Origin of the sequence: Microcoleus sp. Pol1C5 (assembly GCF_036701115.1) — a bacterium.
Taxonomy (GTDB): Bacteria; Cyanobacteriota; Cyanobacteriia; order Cyanobacteriales; family Microcoleaceae; genus Microcoleus.
This window is the reverse complement of record NZ_JAUBQE010000026.1, coordinates 18,654-36,517: the sequence shown is the minus strand read 5'-3', so window position 1 is coordinate 36,517 and position 17,864 is coordinate 18,654. Positions and strand designations below refer to the sequence as shown.

15 protein-coding genes are annotated in these 17,864 nt (G+C 45.7%); 10 read left to right on the top strand and 5 right to left on the bottom strand.

The window, feature by feature from the left end:
* Positions 1-4: 4 nt before the first annotated feature.
* The 3 genes from QUA23_RS15840 to dnaK all read right to left on the bottom strand — a co-directional run bounded on the left by QUA23_RS15840 (position 5) and on the right by dnaK (position 6,258).
* A complete protein-coding gene (locus QUA23_RS15840; RefSeq protein WP_333077192.1) occupies positions 5-2,440 on the bottom strand; it encodes a dynamin-like GTPase family protein in 2,436 nt (811 codons plus the stop codon).
* A gap of 393 nt (positions 2,441-2,833) precedes the next feature.
* Positions 2,834-4,030: a J domain-containing protein gene (locus tag QUA23_RS15835; RefSeq protein WP_333077190.1), complete on the bottom strand. Its 1,197-nt coding sequence runs from the start codon at positions 4,028-4,030 to the stop codon at positions 2,834-2,836.
* 131 nt (positions 4,031-4,161) lie between these two features.
* Positions 4,162-6,258: a molecular chaperone DnaK gene (dnaK, locus tag QUA23_RS15830; RefSeq protein WP_333077189.1), complete on the bottom strand. Its 2,097-nt coding sequence runs from the start codon at positions 6,256-6,258 to the stop codon at positions 4,162-4,164.
* A 55-nt stretch (positions 6,259-6,313) separates the two neighbouring features.
* Here dnaK and QUA23_RS15825 point away from each other — a divergent pair, with 55 nt between their 5' ends.
* From QUA23_RS15825 to QUA23_RS15790, 8 genes are all read left to right on the top strand, one after another.
* Positions 6,314-6,481, top strand: coding sequence for a hypothetical protein (locus QUA23_RS15825; protein ID WP_333077188.1), 168 nt, complete (start codon positions 6,314-6,316; stop codon positions 6,479-6,481).
* 92 nt (positions 6,482-6,573) lie between these two features.
* On the top strand, positions 6,574-7,827 hold the full coding sequence (locus QUA23_RS15820) for an FAD-dependent oxidoreductase (protein ID WP_333077186.1): 1,254 nt from the start codon (positions 6,574-6,576) through the stop codon (positions 7,825-7,827).
* Positions 7,828-8,089: 262 nt separating this feature from the next.
* A complete protein-coding gene (locus QUA23_RS15815) occupies positions 8,090-8,434 on the top strand; it encodes a hypothetical protein (RefSeq protein ID WP_333077185.1) in 345 nt (114 codons plus the stop codon).
* A gap of 32 nt (positions 8,435-8,466) precedes the next feature.
* Entirely contained in the window at positions 8,467-9,000 is a 534-nt protein-coding gene (locus tag QUA23_RS15810) for a DUF6745 domain-containing protein (protein WP_333077184.1), read from the top strand.
* A gap of 81 nt (positions 9,001-9,081) precedes the next feature.
* Complete coding sequence (locus QUA23_RS15805; protein WP_333077182.1) at positions 9,082-9,852, top strand: Uma2 family endonuclease; 771 nt, start codon at positions 9,082-9,084, stop codon at positions 9,850-9,852.
* 122 nt (positions 9,853-9,974) lie between these two features.
* Complete coding sequence (locus tag QUA23_RS15800; protein ID WP_333077181.1) at positions 9,975-11,063, top strand: SPFH domain-containing protein; 1,089 nt, start codon at positions 9,975-9,977, stop codon at positions 11,061-11,063.
* An 86-nt stretch (positions 11,064-11,149) separates the two neighbouring features.
* A complete protein-coding gene (locus QUA23_RS15795; protein ID WP_333077179.1) occupies positions 11,150-12,412 on the top strand; it encodes a hypothetical protein in 1,263 nt (420 codons plus the stop codon).
* A gap of 469 nt (positions 12,413-12,881) precedes the next feature.
* Complete coding sequence (locus tag QUA23_RS15790; RefSeq protein WP_333077178.1) at positions 12,882-13,511, top strand: TraX family protein; 630 nt, start codon at positions 12,882-12,884, stop codon at positions 13,509-13,511.
* 100 nt (positions 13,512-13,611) lie between these two features.
* Here the strand turns inward: QUA23_RS15790 and QUA23_RS15785 are convergent, their stop codons facing one another.
* A complete protein-coding gene (locus tag QUA23_RS15785) occupies positions 13,612-14,250 on the bottom strand; it encodes a restriction endonuclease subunit R (protein WP_333077176.1) in 639 nt (212 codons plus the stop codon).
* A 381-nt stretch (positions 14,251-14,631) separates the two neighbouring features.
* Between QUA23_RS15785 and pds the strand changes: the two genes are divergently transcribed.
* Together pds and crtB are read left to right on the top strand one after the other, a co-directional pair.
* On the top strand, positions 14,632-16,005 hold the full coding sequence (pds, locus tag QUA23_RS15780) for a 15-cis-phytoene desaturase (RefSeq protein ID WP_333077175.1): 1,374 nt from the start codon (positions 14,632-14,634) through the stop codon (positions 16,003-16,005).
* Positions 16,006-16,097: 92 nt separating this feature from the next.
* Positions 16,098-17,027, top strand: a complete 930-nt coding sequence (gene crtB / locus QUA23_RS15775) for a 15-cis-phytoene synthase CrtB (protein ID WP_333077174.1) — start codon at positions 16,098-16,100, stop codon at positions 17,025-17,027.
* 142 nt (positions 17,028-17,169) lie between these two features.
* Here crtB and QUA23_RS15770 read toward each other — a convergent pair whose 3' ends face one another.
* Positions 17,170-17,667 (bottom strand): hypothetical protein, encoded by a 498-nt coding sequence (locus tag QUA23_RS15770; RefSeq protein ID WP_333077173.1) that lies wholly within the window; start codon positions 17,665-17,667, stop codon positions 17,170-17,172.
* Positions 17,668-17,864 lie beyond the last annotated feature (197 nt).

Sequence of the window (17,864 nt, the reverse complement as noted above, 5' to 3'; positions counted from 1 at the left end):
TCAATCATTCACCATCCACCGAACCACCATCATTTTGTCCAATTACAGGCAACAAATGCTCGTGCAACTTCATCGCCTGCAAACAACTATTAATCCCAGAAACTGCCCGATCGTACTCTTGAATTTTCTGCTCGTTTTCAGCTTGCCGCCGCAGATTCCCAGCAATCTTTTCCTCAGCCTCCTGTGCCAAAGTTTGCTCCAAATAATCGCGGGCTTGACTGTATTTCTGCAAAATATCATCAGCTTGCTTTTGGGCCAGCGGCAACAAATGCTCTTTCAGCGTTTGGTTGACAGTTTGACGGAAAGTTTGCCGAATAGTTCTAGATACTTTAGGCTCAAAATCCAGCCGCAATAATTGCCGAATTGCCGGTTGGGCATCCACCATGTTTTCGCAGTCGAAACCTTGGGATGTTTGCTGCACTGTTTCCCGGAATTGATAAATCGAAAATGTGCCTTCGTCGTAAAAACGGGGACTTTCTCGCACGTAGCGATCGCACTCAACGCCCGCCGCATTTACCAAAGCATCCGAAACCCGCTTTGATAACTCCTCTAACTGCTGTTCAATTCCCCCGTCGTTCCCCAACAACCGATAAAGTAATCGATAGTATTCTGACTTGCGAACGCTATCTTTCAAATACTGAAAATAATTATCAACCAGTGACTTAGTAGCCTCTACTAAAATATCTTCCAACTGATTCGCTAAATAGTAAAGTGCCTCAACTAAAACAGCAATTAAAGGTGCTGTCGCATTGCGGGGATGATTCCGCAAAGTGCGTCCGTAAGCAGCCTCAACAGAAAATCCATCTAATAATTCATCCAAGCGGCGGATCATCCGAGATTGCAGTTGCCGAAAGTCTATATCGAAAATATCGCATCTGTTCATAATCATTTCATTGACTTCTTCGGCGATATGTTCCCGAAAATCCTGTCCGACTTGCTGCAACTCTTGATTTAGCCGCAAAAGTTCCTGTGCTTTCATTGCTTCAATTTCGCGGGGCTGGCTGTCCAAATTCCGCTGAATTGTTTGGTAATGTTTCCGCAGTTGAATGCACAAGTCTTCTAAATCGTCAGCTAGATTTTTGAACAGTTGCGGGCGTTTTTCTTCGGTGAGGTAACGGGTGATGGCTGTGCGAAAATCTTCGATACCGCTATCTTGAATCAATTGACCAATTAATGGTTGTCCTTGCTCTGCCAGAATCCGCACGTAGTTTTCATTGGGGGTTTCGTAGCTGTTAACTGAAATGCGAAATTTGCTCGGAGATAGCTTGCCAGAATTTGCACAGTATCGGTTAAACTCGCTGACAAATTGCGGTGTTTCTTCACTATTACCGAGAAACTCTGAATCTAATTTATCATCTCCAGAAACTCGCCCTTGACTGCTGGCAAAGATTGTATTTAAACCAAAGCGATCGCGCCCTGTTGTCCCTCGAATCAAACTCCCGTAAAATCCCAACAATCCGCTAGTTTTGTAAACTCTCGCAGTATCGCGAAAGTCAGAATTAATCAGATTTTCTAACCGCTGTCGCAGTTGCGTGTTGTACCAAGTTTCGTCGATGCGGTTGAAAATGTAAAACAGTCGATCGCGAATTCCCGGATTTCCCCGTGTCTTTTCCATCAACTCGGTTTCTTCCGTCGTCATTTCCCCAGACGAAGCTGCTTTCAAAACGCAGACAACCGCCGAAGTATCGGGGCTTTCAATCTTATCATAAGTCAATTCTGCATCTCGCTGCACCGGCGCATCAATTCCCGGCGTGTCGATAATAATATTGCCATCTTGTAGCAAGGGATGATAACAGTAATATTCTACTCGCTTGAGTACAGCACTGTTGCTACCGCGACGGGCATAACTAGCAGCTTCCTTGAGATTGGAAAAGTTAAACTGTTCCATCGAATAGGTAGCGTTTTCGAGAGTTTGGATGCGATCGCGATTCGCCTCAAAACCTTCTAACAGCAGCATCAAAGCCTTAGCTTTTTTGGCTAGTTCCGATTTATTTTCGCCGCCTTCCGTTTCAATAATTATGTTACATCCCTGAGACAACAGCGACACTACATCTGTTTGATTAATATTAAGTTCAGTAGCTAAACCTAACTGATGGCAAAGCACAGAAGCTTGCTGGCTAATCTCAAACTCGCTCAAAAAAGTGAGAACTACGCGCTCTTTTTCCGGCTCAGCAAAGGCGATATAACATTCCGTACCTGTTGCGTGTCCTTCTGCACTGTAGAGCAATTCCCGCTCCAACAAAGCATTAATTAACATAGATTTTCCCGCACTGAAAGCGCCAGCAAACACAATTTCAAACTCAGGAGAAATTGCCTTTTTCAGAGAAGCTTGTACCGCCGTGATATCTTGTTGTCGCAAAGAAGATTCCTGACGCAGCAGTTGCAGTAAAGAGTCAACTTGCTCTTGCAGATTGTTGCATTGAGGGGGCATTTGAGTCATCGCTGCAGACTGCTCCTGATTGTGGGAAAATTACCTTATTGTTAATTCTCTGCTAGTTCAGGAATAATCACAACAGTAATTTTACTTATGCGATTCAGGATTGCTGAAAGTGCGATCGGCTATTCTGGCGACAAATCCTATCGTTTACGGTTGTTTCGGAATTATTAAACCGCAGAGGCCGCAGAGGGCGCTGAGTTAGAGAAGAGAGAGAGGAATAAGAGGAATAATTGGTATACCCACGGATTTGAGATCATCTATTTACAGTCAAGTGGCTAAATGTGATATGTCAGTAAAATTTAGCCAAGCATCTCCTAATTTTTCGTACACAATTAGTAGTAAGGCGCGCATTATTGCCCCCCTACAAAATTAAACTGGCGCCTTGCTTACTCTACATTAAACCGATAAATCCTGACGCGGTTTAAAAGACTCAACCTGCCGCAACTTTTCGTATAATTCCCGTTCCTCCTCACTAATTTCTTTGGGAATTAACACCTGAATTTCTACCAATTGATCGCCCCGATCGCCATTTCCTGTCGGATAGCCCTTATTAGCCAGCCGCAACCGCTTTCCAGACGTTACTCCCGGTGGCAATTTCATCTTTACCAAACCATCCAGCGTCGGCACTTCAATATCTCCGCCTAACACCGCTTCGCTGGGAGTCAGAGGCAATTCGCAGCAAACATCCGACATTTCCAATCGAAAAAATTGATGGGGAGAAACCGTGATTTTCAAATATAAATCTCCCCCGCCCATACCTTGATTGCGCAAGCGAATCCGCTGGCCTGATACCATAGCAGGAGGCAGATTCACCTCGATCGCTCGCCCATCTTCCAGACGAATTCGCTCGGTACCGCCCGAATAAGCCCTTTCCAAAGGCAGAGTTAGCCTGGCCTCAATGTCTCTTCTCGTTTCGCGATCGGCTGTTTCCCTAATTTCCCGTCGCATTTCGCGATCGGCTATATCCCTTCTGATTTCGCGATCGACTATCTCCCGTCGCATTTCTCGATCGACTGTTTCCCGTCGCATTTCGCGATCGTCTGTTTCTCGTCGCATTTCGCGATCGTCTGTTTCTCGTCGCATTTCGCGATCGTCCACATCCCTTCTATCTTCCCTAGAATTAGCTACATAACTCGTTTTCTTAGAAGCCGTACTCCACGGTTCATAGGAGTCTACTCGCGGTGCATCATTCGCTGTCGCCATCCTCACTTCCCGGCGCCTTCCGAGCACTTGATCGAGAAATTTATTAAAATCAGAGTAATCGCTAAAATCGACATCTTCGGCCGATTTTTTGCGGGTAGCTTTACCATTTCCCCAAGTTTTGAAATTGGGAAGTCGCACCCCTTGCTTCCCTTGAAATCCCTTTTGTTTCCAGAACTTACTAAACTGATCGTATTGAGCTCGCTTGTCAATATCGGAAAGAATATCGTAAGCTTCATTAATATCCTTAAACCTATCTTCAGCCGATTTATCCCCCGGATTTACGTCAGGGTGCAACTGTCTGGCTAGCCGTCGATAGGCTTTCTTAATCTCATCAGCCGTGGCATCTTTGGGCACTCCCAAAATTAGATAGTAGTTGCGAAAATTCTGCATAATTAGTCATTAGTTATTAGTCATTAGTCATTAGTCATTAGTTATTAATTATTAGTCATTAGTCATTAGTCATGCTGCTTCCCTGCTTCAAACTAGGGACTAATGACTAGGGACTAATGACTAACCACTAATTAGAGCCAATCGTCGTCATCATCCCAATCGTCGCTTTGATTTTGATAAGGGCGAGTGGGGCGATTAGCACTGCTTCTACGATCGCCCATACGATCGCCCATACGATCGCCCATACGATCGCCGGTGCGATCATAGGGTCGATCGGGAATTGGATCGACAGTCGATCGCCTGTACGGCTTAGCATTGGTATAATAGCTGCTGTCATCGCTGCGCCGCTTGGTACCGTCGCCCGTAAAAGTCCGCTTCACAGACTCAAAGAAATCGTCATCATCGTCATCCATCGCAAACGCGGAAACTTCCCTGCTCAAATCGTAAAGAGCATCCTGCAAATCCGAACCAACTTGGTCAACTCCGCGCTCATCATTGCGTTCCAAACTGTCTCGCAATTCCCGAATTAAAGTTTCAATTCGCTGGCGGCTTCTTTGAGCAAACTGCATTCCGCGATCGAGCGCAACTTCCCGCAACTGCCGCTCGGCTTGATAAGCTAAAGCTTCAGCGCGATTGCGTTTTTCCACCTTTTCCCGCTGCAACTTATCAGCTTGAGCAAACTGTTCCGCATCGCGAATCATTTGATTCACTTCCTGCTGAGTCAGCGTCGAAGCACCTTGCACAGTAATGCTTTGTTCCCTGCCAGTAGTTTTGTCCAAAGCAGTCACCAACAGCATCCCGTTAGCGTCAATATCAAAAGCTACTTGCACCTGCGGAATCCCTCGCGGTGCCGGCGGAATTCCAGTTAGTTTAAACCGTCCCAAAGACTTATTATCTCTGCCTAATTCCCGTTCCCCCTGGATTACGTGAATTTCTACCACAGTTTGGTTGTTTTCAGCAGTAGAAAAAATGTCCGATCGCCTGACGGGAATAGTAGTATTGCGAGGAATCAGTTTTTTCATCACACCGCCGATGGTTTCCAAACCCAGCGACAGCGGCGTCACATCCAACAGCAGCACATCGCGGACATCGCCACCCAAAATCCCCGCCTGAATTGCCGCACCCACCGCCACAACTTCATCGGGATTCACATTTTGATTCGGCTCTCGATCGATCAAACTGCGAACCACTTCCTGAACTAAAGGAATGCGAGTCGAACCCCCGACCAATACAACTTCATCAATGCGAGAAGGACTCAAACTTGCATCAGCCAAAGCTTGTTTGACTGGCCGCCGCAACCGCTGCACCAAATCTGTACACAGCCCCTCAAATTGACCGCGAGTCAGTCGCGTTTCCAGATGCAAAGGTCCATCTTCATTCGCATCGATAAACGGTAAATTAATCTCCGTGACACCGACTCCCGACAGCTCAATCTTGGCTTTTTCTGCCGCTTCGATCAAGCGCTGCAAAGCTTGGCGGTTGCGACGCAAATCAATTCCTTCTTTTTCTAAGAATTGATCTGCCAACCAGTCAACAATTTTAGAGTCAAAATCATTGCCACCTAATTGAGTGTCGCCGCTAGTTGCTTTAACTTCAAATACTCCGTCTCCTACGTCTAAAATCGACACATCAAAAGTACCGCCGCCCAAATCAAACACTAAAATAGTTTGACTTTCTCGCCTCTCCAAACCGTAAGCCAAAGAAGCCGCCGTCGGCTCATTTAAAATCCGCTTGACATCAAGTCCGGCAATTCGTCCCGCATCGCGCGTCGCCTGTCGCTGCGAGTCGTTGAAATAAGCGGGAACAGTAATTACAGCCCCCGTTACCTCTTGTCCCAGATAGCGGCTGGCTTCATCAGCCAGTTTCCGCAAAACCATCGCCGAAATTTCCTCTGGGGCAAAATCTTTTTTCAGGCGGGGACACTTGATTTTGATGTTCCCGTTTTCGTCGCGGCGAGTTGTGTAAGGGACGCGCTTTGATTCTGGAGTCAGTTCGGTATATTTGCGTCCGATGTACCGCTTGACGGCGTAAAAGGTGTTTTGCGGGTTGAGAACAGTCTGGCGTCTGGCCATCTGTCCCACCAGGCGTTCTCCTTCCTTTGTGAAAGCGACTACCGAGGGAGTTGTCCGCATCCCTTCTGCATTGGCAATCACAACCGGTTTGCCGCCTTCCATGACGGCTACTACTGAGTTTGTTGTTCCGAGGTCAATGCCAACTACTTTACCCATGCGTCAGTTGTCTCCTGTGGCGTTGTGTGTAGCCTTTTCAATATAAGCGTTAAGTATGATTGCATTTATTGTACCGCGTCGAGAAGCGGGGGCTGCGGGGGGATTGCCTCACTTTGGTCAAGCGGTTGCGGTTGGCTGGGTGCGATCGCTCCGCTGGTGGATGCCAGATCCTGCGAGGAGTAGGAGTGTCAACTTGGGAAAGCAGTGTATGTTCATCTTTTGACAGCCAAAAAATTTTCCGAATAGATTAACTAATGCGTTTTGCTAAACTAAAAGCAGCTAGCAGGATTGTTGAGCAAACAGGAACATACAAATATGACTGTCAACTCTGTTCAAAATTCAGAATCCTCTCAAGAACACTCGATCGTTGACGTGCAACAGACAAGCTGCTGCATTGTCGGAGGTGGGCCTGCGGGTGCTGTTTTAGCATTACTTTTAGCGAGGCAAAACATTCCAGTCATCCTGCTAGAACTACACAAAGATTTCGATCGAGAATTTCGCGGCGATACGCTGCATCCGTCTGTAATGGAAATTATGGAGCAATTGGGTTTAGCAGAAAAATTGCTAGAATTGCCCCATACAAAAATGCACAAACTCACCATCCAAGCTGCTGGAAATACCGCCACACTCGTAGATTTGACCTGTCTTAAAACCAAGTATCCTTACATCACTATCCTTCCCCAAGTCAAGTTTCTCGAATTCATCATTGCCGAAGCGCAGCGCTACCCCAGTTTTCAGCTAGTAATGGGAGCTAATGTCCAAGAAACTATCGTAGAAAATGGGGTTGTGTGCGGAATTCGATACCGGGGACGAGGGGGATGGCATGAAGTGCGATCGACCCTCACTGTCGGTGCAGACGGTCGCTTTTCCCGCCTTCGCCAATTAGCAGGTTTTGAACCCATTAAAACTTCCCCGCCGATGGATGTCCTGTGGTTTCGTTTGCCGCGCAGTCCCGATGATGTCAAAGATTTAGGCGTGGTAGGGCGAGCTGTTGGAGGTCATTTATTAGCCATAATTGACCGCTTGGATTATTGGCAACTCGGTTACATTATTCTGAAAGGCAGCTATCAGAAATTGCGCGACTCAGGAATAGAAACTTTGCAAAAATCTGTTGCTGAATTAGCACCAGAATTTGCAGATAGGGTCGAGCAACTGAAAGATTGGTCCCAAATTTCTTTTCTGTCCGTTGAATCGAGTCGCCTTCCCCGCTGGTATCGTCCCGGTTTGCTCTTAATTGGGGATGCCGCTCACGTCATGTCGCCCGTAGGGGGTGTGGGAATTAACTATGCTATTCAAGATGCTGTCGTCGCGGCCAATGTACTCAGCGCCCCCCTGAAAAACGATCGCGTGCATCTGTGGGATTTGGCAGAGGTGCAGCGACAGCGGGAGTTACCCACACGCATCATTCAAGCATTTCAGTCGTTTGTACAGGAGCGAATTATTAAAGGCGCATTAGATACAAATCGACCGTTTACACCGCCACTTTTGTTGCAGTTACCAATTTTGCGAAATATTCCAGCGCGATTAATTGGTTTTGGATTAAACCGGGTTCGGGTGGGAAATCAATGAGATAAATCACTCCTAAATATAGATTTACAATGACGCACGGGTGGTCAGAAACCGGGTTTTTTGACGAAAATCTTTCGCACTCACCCACATATTCGGTAAAAAACCCGGTTTCTTTGGCATAGATGAGTAATTCCTGACCAGATTGAATTTCAGTACCAACTTAATGAGGCCACAGTTATGCAAAGTATTAAAGTACGATCGCGCGTTGGTGCAGACAGAATTACTTCTTGAGAAATATTGTTTGCAGACTTAGAGGAAAACGATGATCGAACAACTGACCCCGCAACAAAAAGCCCTGATTCCAGTTTATCGAGAAAAATGGCGAAAAATTGCACTCTCTACTGAGCCCATCGAGCGCGAAGCAGCAGCAAAATCCGTAAGATTTGCCTATGCAGCCCTCGGCTATAAAGAGCCGCAGATAATAATCTGTGATAGCCCCCGTGCAGCTTTCGATCGCATCTTTATCCCAATTTTTGAAAGCTGCCAAAAATCTCCATCTGGGAGAAATATCAAACAGGAAATAACCGCAGTTTTAGGCCATGATCTGACAGACAAAATGCTGACTCAAATAGTGACCAGAAAAGAGGAGTTTTTTTTTCTCTGCTGAATACAGAGGTATATAGATTTCTAAGATACCAATTGGTAGACTATTTTAACCTGCTGCTGTGGTCAGCATTTGGCAGTTTAGAAAGCTGTATCAATTTTCGCAGGCAAATCACCGGAATTTATACATGGCACGAAAGATGGCGTAAATTCGATAGGTTTGCCAGACACCAACACAATGACATCAATAAATTTTTTTTTGCATCGATATCTCGCGGCGCGTTAAGTGATTTCTATATTTCAGTATTAAACGGCGATCGCGATCCAGTTAAATGGAGAGCATTTCAGTTGCTAGTTGCCAACTGTGGGTGGATTTATCCTTTTGAAAAGACTTGTATTGTGTGCGATCGCCCCCGCATCCTCTCCTTCGACAGTGAATACCGCCTCCACGCCGAAGGAGGGCCCGCCATTCAATTTGCTGACGGATACAGCCTCTATGCTTATCACGGCGTCACCTTACCCGAAAAATACGGCAAAATCCATCCGAACGAATGGCGATCGGAATGGCTTTTAGAGGAAGAAAATACCGAATTCAAGAAATTCCTAATTCAAACAATTGGTGATAACTGATATCTGGCATCAATAGTTATAATTTCAGTTAAAACCTCCATTGCTCTCCCTATCAAAAACACCTACAATCTAAATAAAACTATGAAATTTACCCTAGATGTAGAAAACAACCCTACAGGCTGGCCAGACCACACTCAGCTACCCGAATCAGACGGTACTTTTGTGAAAAACTTTCAAGAACATCCCCAAAGCATTCTGCTAACAGATTCAATTACTCCCGTGTTGCAAAGAATTCACGCTGACGGGAACTATTGTATCGGTCAAGACAGCGGCATTTACTGGCGATTAACTGAGCCGCTAGAACGGGGTGCGGAAGCACCGGACTGGTTTTATGTGCCTAATGTCCCGCCAACTATTGACGGTCAATTGCGCCGTTCTTATGTGATGTGGCAAGAATTTGTATCGCCGTTAATTGTGTTAGAGTTTGTATCCGGGAATGGTGCAGAAGAACGGGACAGAACGCCTTTGTTGCGATCGGGTCAACAGGAAACTAAGCCGGGAAAATTCTGGATTTATGAAAATGTCATCCATCCGGCATTTTACGGAATTTATGAAGTAACAAAGGCTAGTGTTGAAGTCTATCACCTGATCGAAGATAGGTATCGATTAGTTGCTGTAAATGAGCGCGGTCATTATCCGATCGCACCGTTAGGAGTGGAATTGGGAATTTGGCAAGGAATGTATCAAAATGTGGAATTACCTTGGTTGCGCTGGTGGGATAGTGAAGGGAATCTGTTGTTATCTGGATCTGAAAGAGCAGAACAAGAGCGGCAAAGAGCCGATCGCGCCGAAGACCAATTAGAGCAACTGCGCGCTCAGTTGCGATCGGCTGGAATTGAACCGCAATTGTGAATTGTCTGCAAGGGCGATCGCGCCCCTCGCCAGCGATCGCACGTAAAAACTTTACAATGGCGATCGGGAACATCGATCGCTCCTATTGAAGCTAAAATCAAACAACAACCCCAAATAAATCTATGGGACTCTTTGACAAGATTCGCGGCGAATTTGTCGATATCATCGAATGGTTGGACAATACCAGCGACACCATTGCCTATCGATTCGAGCGTCACCAAAACGAAATTAAACAAGGTGCTAAACTAACTGTACGGCCAGGACAAATAGCAGTCTTTGTCAGCGAAGGCCAAGTTGCCGATGTCTTCGATCCGGGAATGCACGAACTGTACACCCGCAACTTACCCGTTCTGAGTACCTTAAAAGGTTGGCCCTACGGTTTCAACTCTCCCTTTAAAGCAGAAGTCTACTTTTTTAACACCAAAATATTTACCAACCTGAGATGGGGAACATCTAACCCTGTAATTATCCGCGATCCAGAACTCGGTCCAGTGAGAATGCGGGCTTTTGGCACATACAACATCAAAGTTTCCCATCCACAAAAGCTCTTAAAACAACTAATCAGCACTGACGGACTATTTCAAGTAGATGAAATCACCGATCAACTCCGCAATACAATAGTCAGTGCCTTTGCCAATTGGGTTGGCAATTCCCGCGTTCCCCTGCTGGACTTTGCAGCCAACTACACGCAGATGGGCGAACAGGTACGAGTTGCCATAGAGCCAAGTATCCAGCAGTTCGGGTTAGAATTAACTCAGATATTAATTGAAAATATCTCGATGCCTCCAGAAGTTGAAGAAGCACTCGACAAACGAGCCTCGATCGGACTTCTGGGAAATATGCAGCAATATACCCAATATCAAGCTGCTAACGCCGTAGAAGCATCAGCAAATAACCCCAGCGGCGGCAATCAAGGATTAGAATTGGGCATGGGAATGGCACTAGGTCAGCAAATGACAAATATGATGCAGCCGCCAGCATCGCAGACTCCGCCGCCACCTCCCCCGCCAATACAAACTCAGTGGTATATTGCCCAAAACGGTCAACAATTAGGCCCTTTTGAATTGCATCAACTTCTGCAAAATGGTTTGACACATCAGGTAATGGTGTGGCGTGCGGGTTTTGACGGCTGGAAGTTAGCATCGCAAGTGCCGGAATTAGCATCTTTGTTGGCGACAGTACCGCCGCCTCCCCCGCCAGCCGCTGCGTAAAATTTTGCATATTTAGTTAATTAGTAATTGGTAATTGGTATGGTTTCCCGATTACCAATTATTAATTACATCACCAATTAACCATTATGAATACTTCTGAACCTGCTGTTAAACGTTTTCCTTGTCCTAGCTGCGGGGCTTATTTAGAGTTCAACCCCCAAGCAGGAAAGCTCAAGTGTGCTTACTGCGGCTGGGAGGATGCAATTCCCCAAACTGCTGAAGAGGTAAAGGAGAACTCTTACGAACAATATCTCCAACTCGATCGCACAACGCTGACAACTTTATCAACAACAGCCCTTGAAGTAAAATGCAAGGATTGCGGAGCAAGTGTTACTTTTGAACCGCCGAAAGTAGCGGGTAAATGCCCATTTTGTGCTTCGCCAATTGTGACGCAACCTGAAAAAGCTAGCCCTAGCGTGCACCCAGAGGGAATTGTACCCTTTGAAGTTAGTGATAAACAGGCCAGAGAAAGCATTCAGAAGTGGCTCAGCAATCGCTGGTTTGCTCCCTCTGCTTTGAAATCCCTAGCCCAACAGGAGAAAATTCAAGGGGTTTATTTGCCGTTTTGGACTTACGACACTTATACGGTTAGTTACTATCAAGGTTCTCGCGGAGAACACTACTATGTGACTGAAACTTATACGGAAACAAACTCGCAGGGCGAAACAGAAACTAAAACTCGCCAAGTGCAACATACCAGGTGGTGGCCTGCTTCTGGCAGAGTCGATCGCTTTTTTGACGATATTCTGATTCCCGCTACAACTTCAGTCGATCGCCCGCGCCTGGATGCGTTAGAACCTTGGCATCTCAAGAAGTCGCTGCGCGCTTACAATTCATCTTATTTAGCTGGGTTTGAAGCGCAGCGATCGCAAGTTTCTCTGACTCAAGGATTTGAATCTGCTAAAAATGTCATGGCCCCTACTATTCACTCGGATGTTTGTAGGAATATTGGTGGCGACGAGCAGCGGGTTCACAGCATTTCTACTGATTACAGTGGTATCACTTTTAAGCATATTCTGCTACCTGTGTGGCTGTGTGCCTATCGCTATCAAAACCAACGATATCAAGTAATGGTTAATGCGCGCACCGCTGAAGTTCAAGGCGAGCGTCCCTACAGTGTTTGGAAAATTACTGCTGCTGTGGTTAGTGGTGTCGTCCTTGCGGGTGTTATGTACCTCTTGTTTACTGGTAATTGGAAATATATCCGTGTTCCCGGTTTGCCTCAACCCCAACCCCAACCAACTTCCTTACCTGTACCGAGCCAAAAATTACCGCCAGCGCCTGTTCCCTCTACCGCACCTGTACCGAGCCAAAAATTACCGCCAGCGCCTGTTCCCTCTTCACTCTAGTAATTCTGGATGGAGCAGTCACCGGAGGCCGCGGAGGCATCGTCGTCGGTGTAGTAGTCGCGATCGATGTCAGTAAAATTAACTAAATTATTATTTCGTCGCAATCAATAAATTTAATGTAAATCTGCCTTAAGGAGTACACAACAGTGTTTGTACGTGTATTTTTTAAAACACCTAAATTAAAGAGGACAACCTCTCTTTAATTTAGGTGTTGCTTTAAGGATAGATTATGGGTACAGTCGATTTAATTCTACTGAGGATTTTAATAAAAACCAATCCTTTTTTCATAAATAATAGATAAAATACCAAATATTTATCTTTAAAAACCTATCTAAAAACTGCACTTTATAGCATATCAAAGATACAGATAAAGCGAAAATTAGTATATACTTTTTCTAAATTTTAAACAAGTATTTACTAATTAGTACAATGAACGAAGTTTTAATAACATAATTTGAGGATAAATTGTATGAATCAAAATCAAATTAAATGGTTGGCCGCCGTTCTAATGCTAATAGACCACATCGGATTTATGCTTGAAGCAGAGCCGATGCGTATCGTCGGCCGCCTCAGTTTTCCGTTGTTTAGTTGGGTGTTTGCTCAAAATTGGAAACGACCGGGGGACAAAAATCCTCTAATTACTCGACTGATATTATTTGGGGTACTTTCTCAAATACCTCATATGTTACTTTTTGGCAATTTACAGTTAAACATCATGTTTAGCTTTGCCGTAGCAGCACTAACTTTGAGCTATATCCGACGCTTCGATCGCAAAATTGCAGTTTTAAGCACAGGTCTAGTAAGTGCTCAAATTTTAGGAGTGAGTTACGGCTGGTATGCAGTGGCTTGCCCGCTATTGATGATTAGGTGGAAAGGAGGAGGATCTCGCCTTTGGTGGTTCGGCTGGACTATAGCAAATATCGGATATACAATTAGTTGCAACAGCGAGATTCAAATTTTCGCCATATTCGCGCCGCTAGTTCTGGCATACTACGATACCTCTAAAGACCAAAAACCCACGGCTATAGAAAAAAGATTTTTCTATTATTTTTACCCCCTACACCTTGGGGGGCTAGCGGCACTGCGAACAATTGTCTAAATAAGACTGCGGATTCTAATTAGTTCATTGTTGATTTTTTATTTAAACGAAGTACAACCGCGTCTCTGAGCGATCGCCTCCAGAAGAGCGCGATCGCTTTCTAAACTATATTGCCCACATTCAACTGACCGAGGCGCTTCAAAATACTCAGCACACTGTACAAATCATTCCCCGGATTGAACATAGAAAACCAGCGAGAAAAAGCGTACTGCGGTGTTTCCCGCTTAACTAACTTGACAAATAAAAAACTACAGCCATTCATTAACAATCCGTAAGTAGGTCGATCTGCACTCAGATTAGCTAACATATAAGCTAGTAACTGCGGAATCCCGACCTCCAAAGAAAACGCAGCCTTCTTGGACTCGATCACCACTACCCAAAACTCCTGAAACAAAGCCAAAACATCCAACTGTCCTCTGACAATCATTCCTTCATCTTCGTCAATAATTTCTACAGACTTTTCTGAAGTAACATGAAAAGGAGCCAGATAAAAATCAGCTAAATCCAAAAAAGGAGACAGCACAACCATTTTGACTGTATTTTCTAGAAGTGGCGGATGTTTGAGCAAATTCCTGTAACTTGCCTTCACTCTGTCCAGCCACTCTTTTTCATAATCGCTGATTTGTGGCAAATCATCTTGCCACTCGCGAAAGAATTGGTCATCCTCAACCCACTCAATTTTGAATTGGGTTTCCAAATCGTTCAGCGCGAGATTTGTAACTTGAATTGTTTGTACCATAACTTTAAGCAAGTTATCAAAATTTGCTCTTGATTTATGATAGCAATAATTGCTAAATTTCCGTTAATACTGAAGTATTGCGTCTTTTAAAACAGGACATCGCTGAATGCTGCATAACGATATTGCCCGCAGTTCGCTTAGTCCGGCAGGGGTTTAAACCCCTGCCTCAAAGCAAAAGTCCTTTGAAAGAGGACAAATGTATTCTTCAGTCCTCTTTCAGAGGACTTGCGCTATGAGACAGGGACTGAAAGTCCCTGGCGGACTTTCGGGCTAAGCCGACACCTCCAAGCACTGCCGTGTCCCTACAGATTTCCCAAAAAAATGTAACGAGTTGTAAAGTATAATTAAACCGAAGCGAACACAGAGGCCAAGTAGTATCAAATGCGAGTTGCGATCGCCGGAGCCGGCTTAGCAGGACTTTCCTGCGCTAAATATCTTACCGACGCGGGCCACACCCCCATCCTCCTAGAAAGTCGGGACGTACTCGGCGGCAAAGTAGCCGCCTGGAAAGATGCGGACGGCGACTGGTACGAAACCGGCCTCCACATATTCTTCGGCGCATACCCGAATATGCTCCAACTCTTCAAAGAACTTGACATTGAAGACCGGCTGCAATGGAAAGAACACAGCATGATTTTCAATCAGCCGGAAACCCCCGGAACCTATTCCCGCTTTGACTTTCCCGACCTTCCGGCCCCCTTCAACGGCGTCGCAGCCATCTTGAGCAACAACGATATGCTCACCTGGCCCGAAAAAATCCGCTTTGGCATCGGTTTGATTCCGGCGATGCTTCAGGGTCAAAACTATGTCGAAGCAATGGACAAATACTCGTTTTCCGACTGGCTGAAAAAGCAAAACGTCCCCCCCAGAGTCGAAAAAGAAGTATTCATCGCCATGTCCAAGGCGCTCAACTTCATCGACCCCCACGAAATATCTGCAACCATACTGCTGACAGCCCTCAACCGCTTCTTGCAAGAGAAAAACGGCTCGAAAATGGCCTTTTTAGACGGTTCCCCCACAGAGAGGTTGTGTCAGCCGATGGTAGACTACATAACTGAGCGCGGCGGTGAAGTACGGCTGAATGCACCCATCGGGGAGTTTTTGCTCAACGATGACAACACGGTGCGCGGCTTCCAGATTCGGGGAGTAAAAGGGGCAGAGTCAGAAATTCTGACGGCCGATATTTACGTTTCCGCGATGCCGGTTGACCCGCTGAAGCTGATGATGCCGAAACCTTGGGGCGAAATGGATTATTTCAAACAGCTCGAAGGCTTGGAGGGAGTACCCGTCATTAATGTACACTTGTGGTTCGATCGCAAATTAACTGACATCGACCATTTGCTGTTCTCGCGATCGCCCCTGCTGAGCGTCTACGCCGACATGAGCAACACCTGCCGCGAATATGCCAACCCAGACAAATCCATGCTGGAACTGGTTTTAGCACCGGCAAAAGACTGGATAGGCAAGTCTGACGAAGATATCGTCGCAGCCACAATGGTCGAGTTAGAAAAACTCTTTCCCGATCAAATCCCAGAACCAGCCAAACTGCTCAAATATCACGTAGTCAAAACCCCTCGTTCCGTCTACAAAGCCACTCCCGGACGCCAGCAGTGCCGTCCCACACAAACAACTCCCATTAGCAATTTCTATCTAACGGGGGATTATACGATGCAGCGTTATCTTGCGAGTATGGAAGGTGCCGTGCTTTCTGGTAAGCTGACAGCGCAGGCTATTTCGACGGCCAATAACAAATGAAAAATTAAGAATTTTTCATAAAAAGGTAAAAGAATCTCCCGTTTTCTAAACGGGGGAAAATCAGTTCTAATCTTTAAATTTCTTATTCTCGGATGCTGCAACTGTCAAAACTCCAGTGCATGAGAACTCTGGCTTCTGTGGATGACTCTTACGAACTGTGCCGCCAAGTCACGGCGAGTTATGCCAAAAATTTTTATTTAGGCACTCAACTCATGCCCGAAGCGAAGCGTCGGGCGATTTGGGCGATTTACGTCTGGTGCCGCCGCACCGACGAACTCGTAGACGGGCCGGGTTCTGAGGCAACGACCCCTGAAACCCTCAATCTGTGGGAAAAACGGCTAGAATCTGTGTTTGCCGGCCATCCTCACGACGACTACGACGTAGCGTTGGTGGATACGCTGTCTCGTTTCCCGATCGACATTCAGCCGTTTCGAGAGATGATTGCGGGCCAGCAAATGGACTTGTACCGTAGCCGCTACGAAACTTTTGAAGAGCTCAATCTTTACTGTTATCGAGTAGCGGGTACTGTAGGCCTAATGTCGATGTCTGTCATGGGTGTAGACGAATCGAATCCCGCTGCTAACTGGAATTGGCACTGGGGTAATAAAATTCCCAAAGAAGAAGCCATCTCCCTCGGTATTGCCAAGCAGTTGACTAATATTCTGCGCGATGTCGGAGAAGACGCCCGCCGCGGCCGCATTTACATTCCCTTAGAAGATTTAGCCTTGTTTAACTACACCGAAGAAGATTTATTCAACGGTGTCATTGACAACCGCTGGCGGGAATTAATGCGGTTTCAAATTCAGCGAGCTCGCAAATTATACGCCAGCGCCGAACCGGGAATTAAAGTGCTCAGCCCCGATATCCGCTGGACAGTTTGGGCGGCTACAATGCTGTACAGCAGAATCTTAAATGCGATCGAACGCAATCAATATGATGTGTTTCAGAAGCGGGCTTATGTTAGCAATTCTCAGAAACTGCTGTGTCTCCCCGCCGCTTGGCTGAAGTCAAAAGTGCTTTAGCCATAGGCAATTTTGCTGGCGATCAGGCAACGGTTAAGGGGTATTTGTCAAGTTACAAATTATATGATGTCCAGCAAATTGCATATTAGGTTTGTGGGGACGCGGTAGTGGCGTGTCCCTACGTTTGGTGTGTTAATTGTAGTCAAAGTGGTGGTGTAGCGGGTGAAATTTTCAATTGGGCGATCGAACTTTCCAACAATTGCTTTTCCTGCTGGAGTTTTGCTTCTAAATTTTGAATTTGTTCCCGCCGGGCTTCAACTTCAATCAAGCGGCGAGACAATTCTTGACTCTGCAAAGTGAGAGATTGCCGCCAATCTTCTGCTTTCTGGGCTTCTTGCTGCAAAAAATCGGGGGTAAAGCCTGTTGTTAAATATTTTTCAACTAATTGTAGTACCCAGTTTGTAGCTGCTTGAATATTTAAAACCTGGTTATTTTCGCCAATATCTGCTAATACTAGCATCCCTTCATTTAAAACATTAGTTGCAGAGTTAATTGGAGTTTGAGCAAAATCTGGCGGTAGGGTCAAGATAGTTTCTTCAAAAAGCATAGCCCAAGTATCCTCAGCATTTTGGCAAGCCAGCAATTGCAGACTTATCTCGCCTAAAATTTCCTGATTTTGTACTTTGGCTAAATATAACATGAGGGTAATTAGTGATGGCTTATTAGTTATTCATAACTGGTAATTGGTAAAAACAGCTATCCGTGTATCCCTGCATTCCGTGTCTTGCTATTAGTTATTAGTAATTGTATGATTTACGATCTCCTAGGGGCGGGTTTTACAAACAATTTATGCTTGAAACTAACTATTTCGTAAACCCGCCCCGGCCACAGTCAACA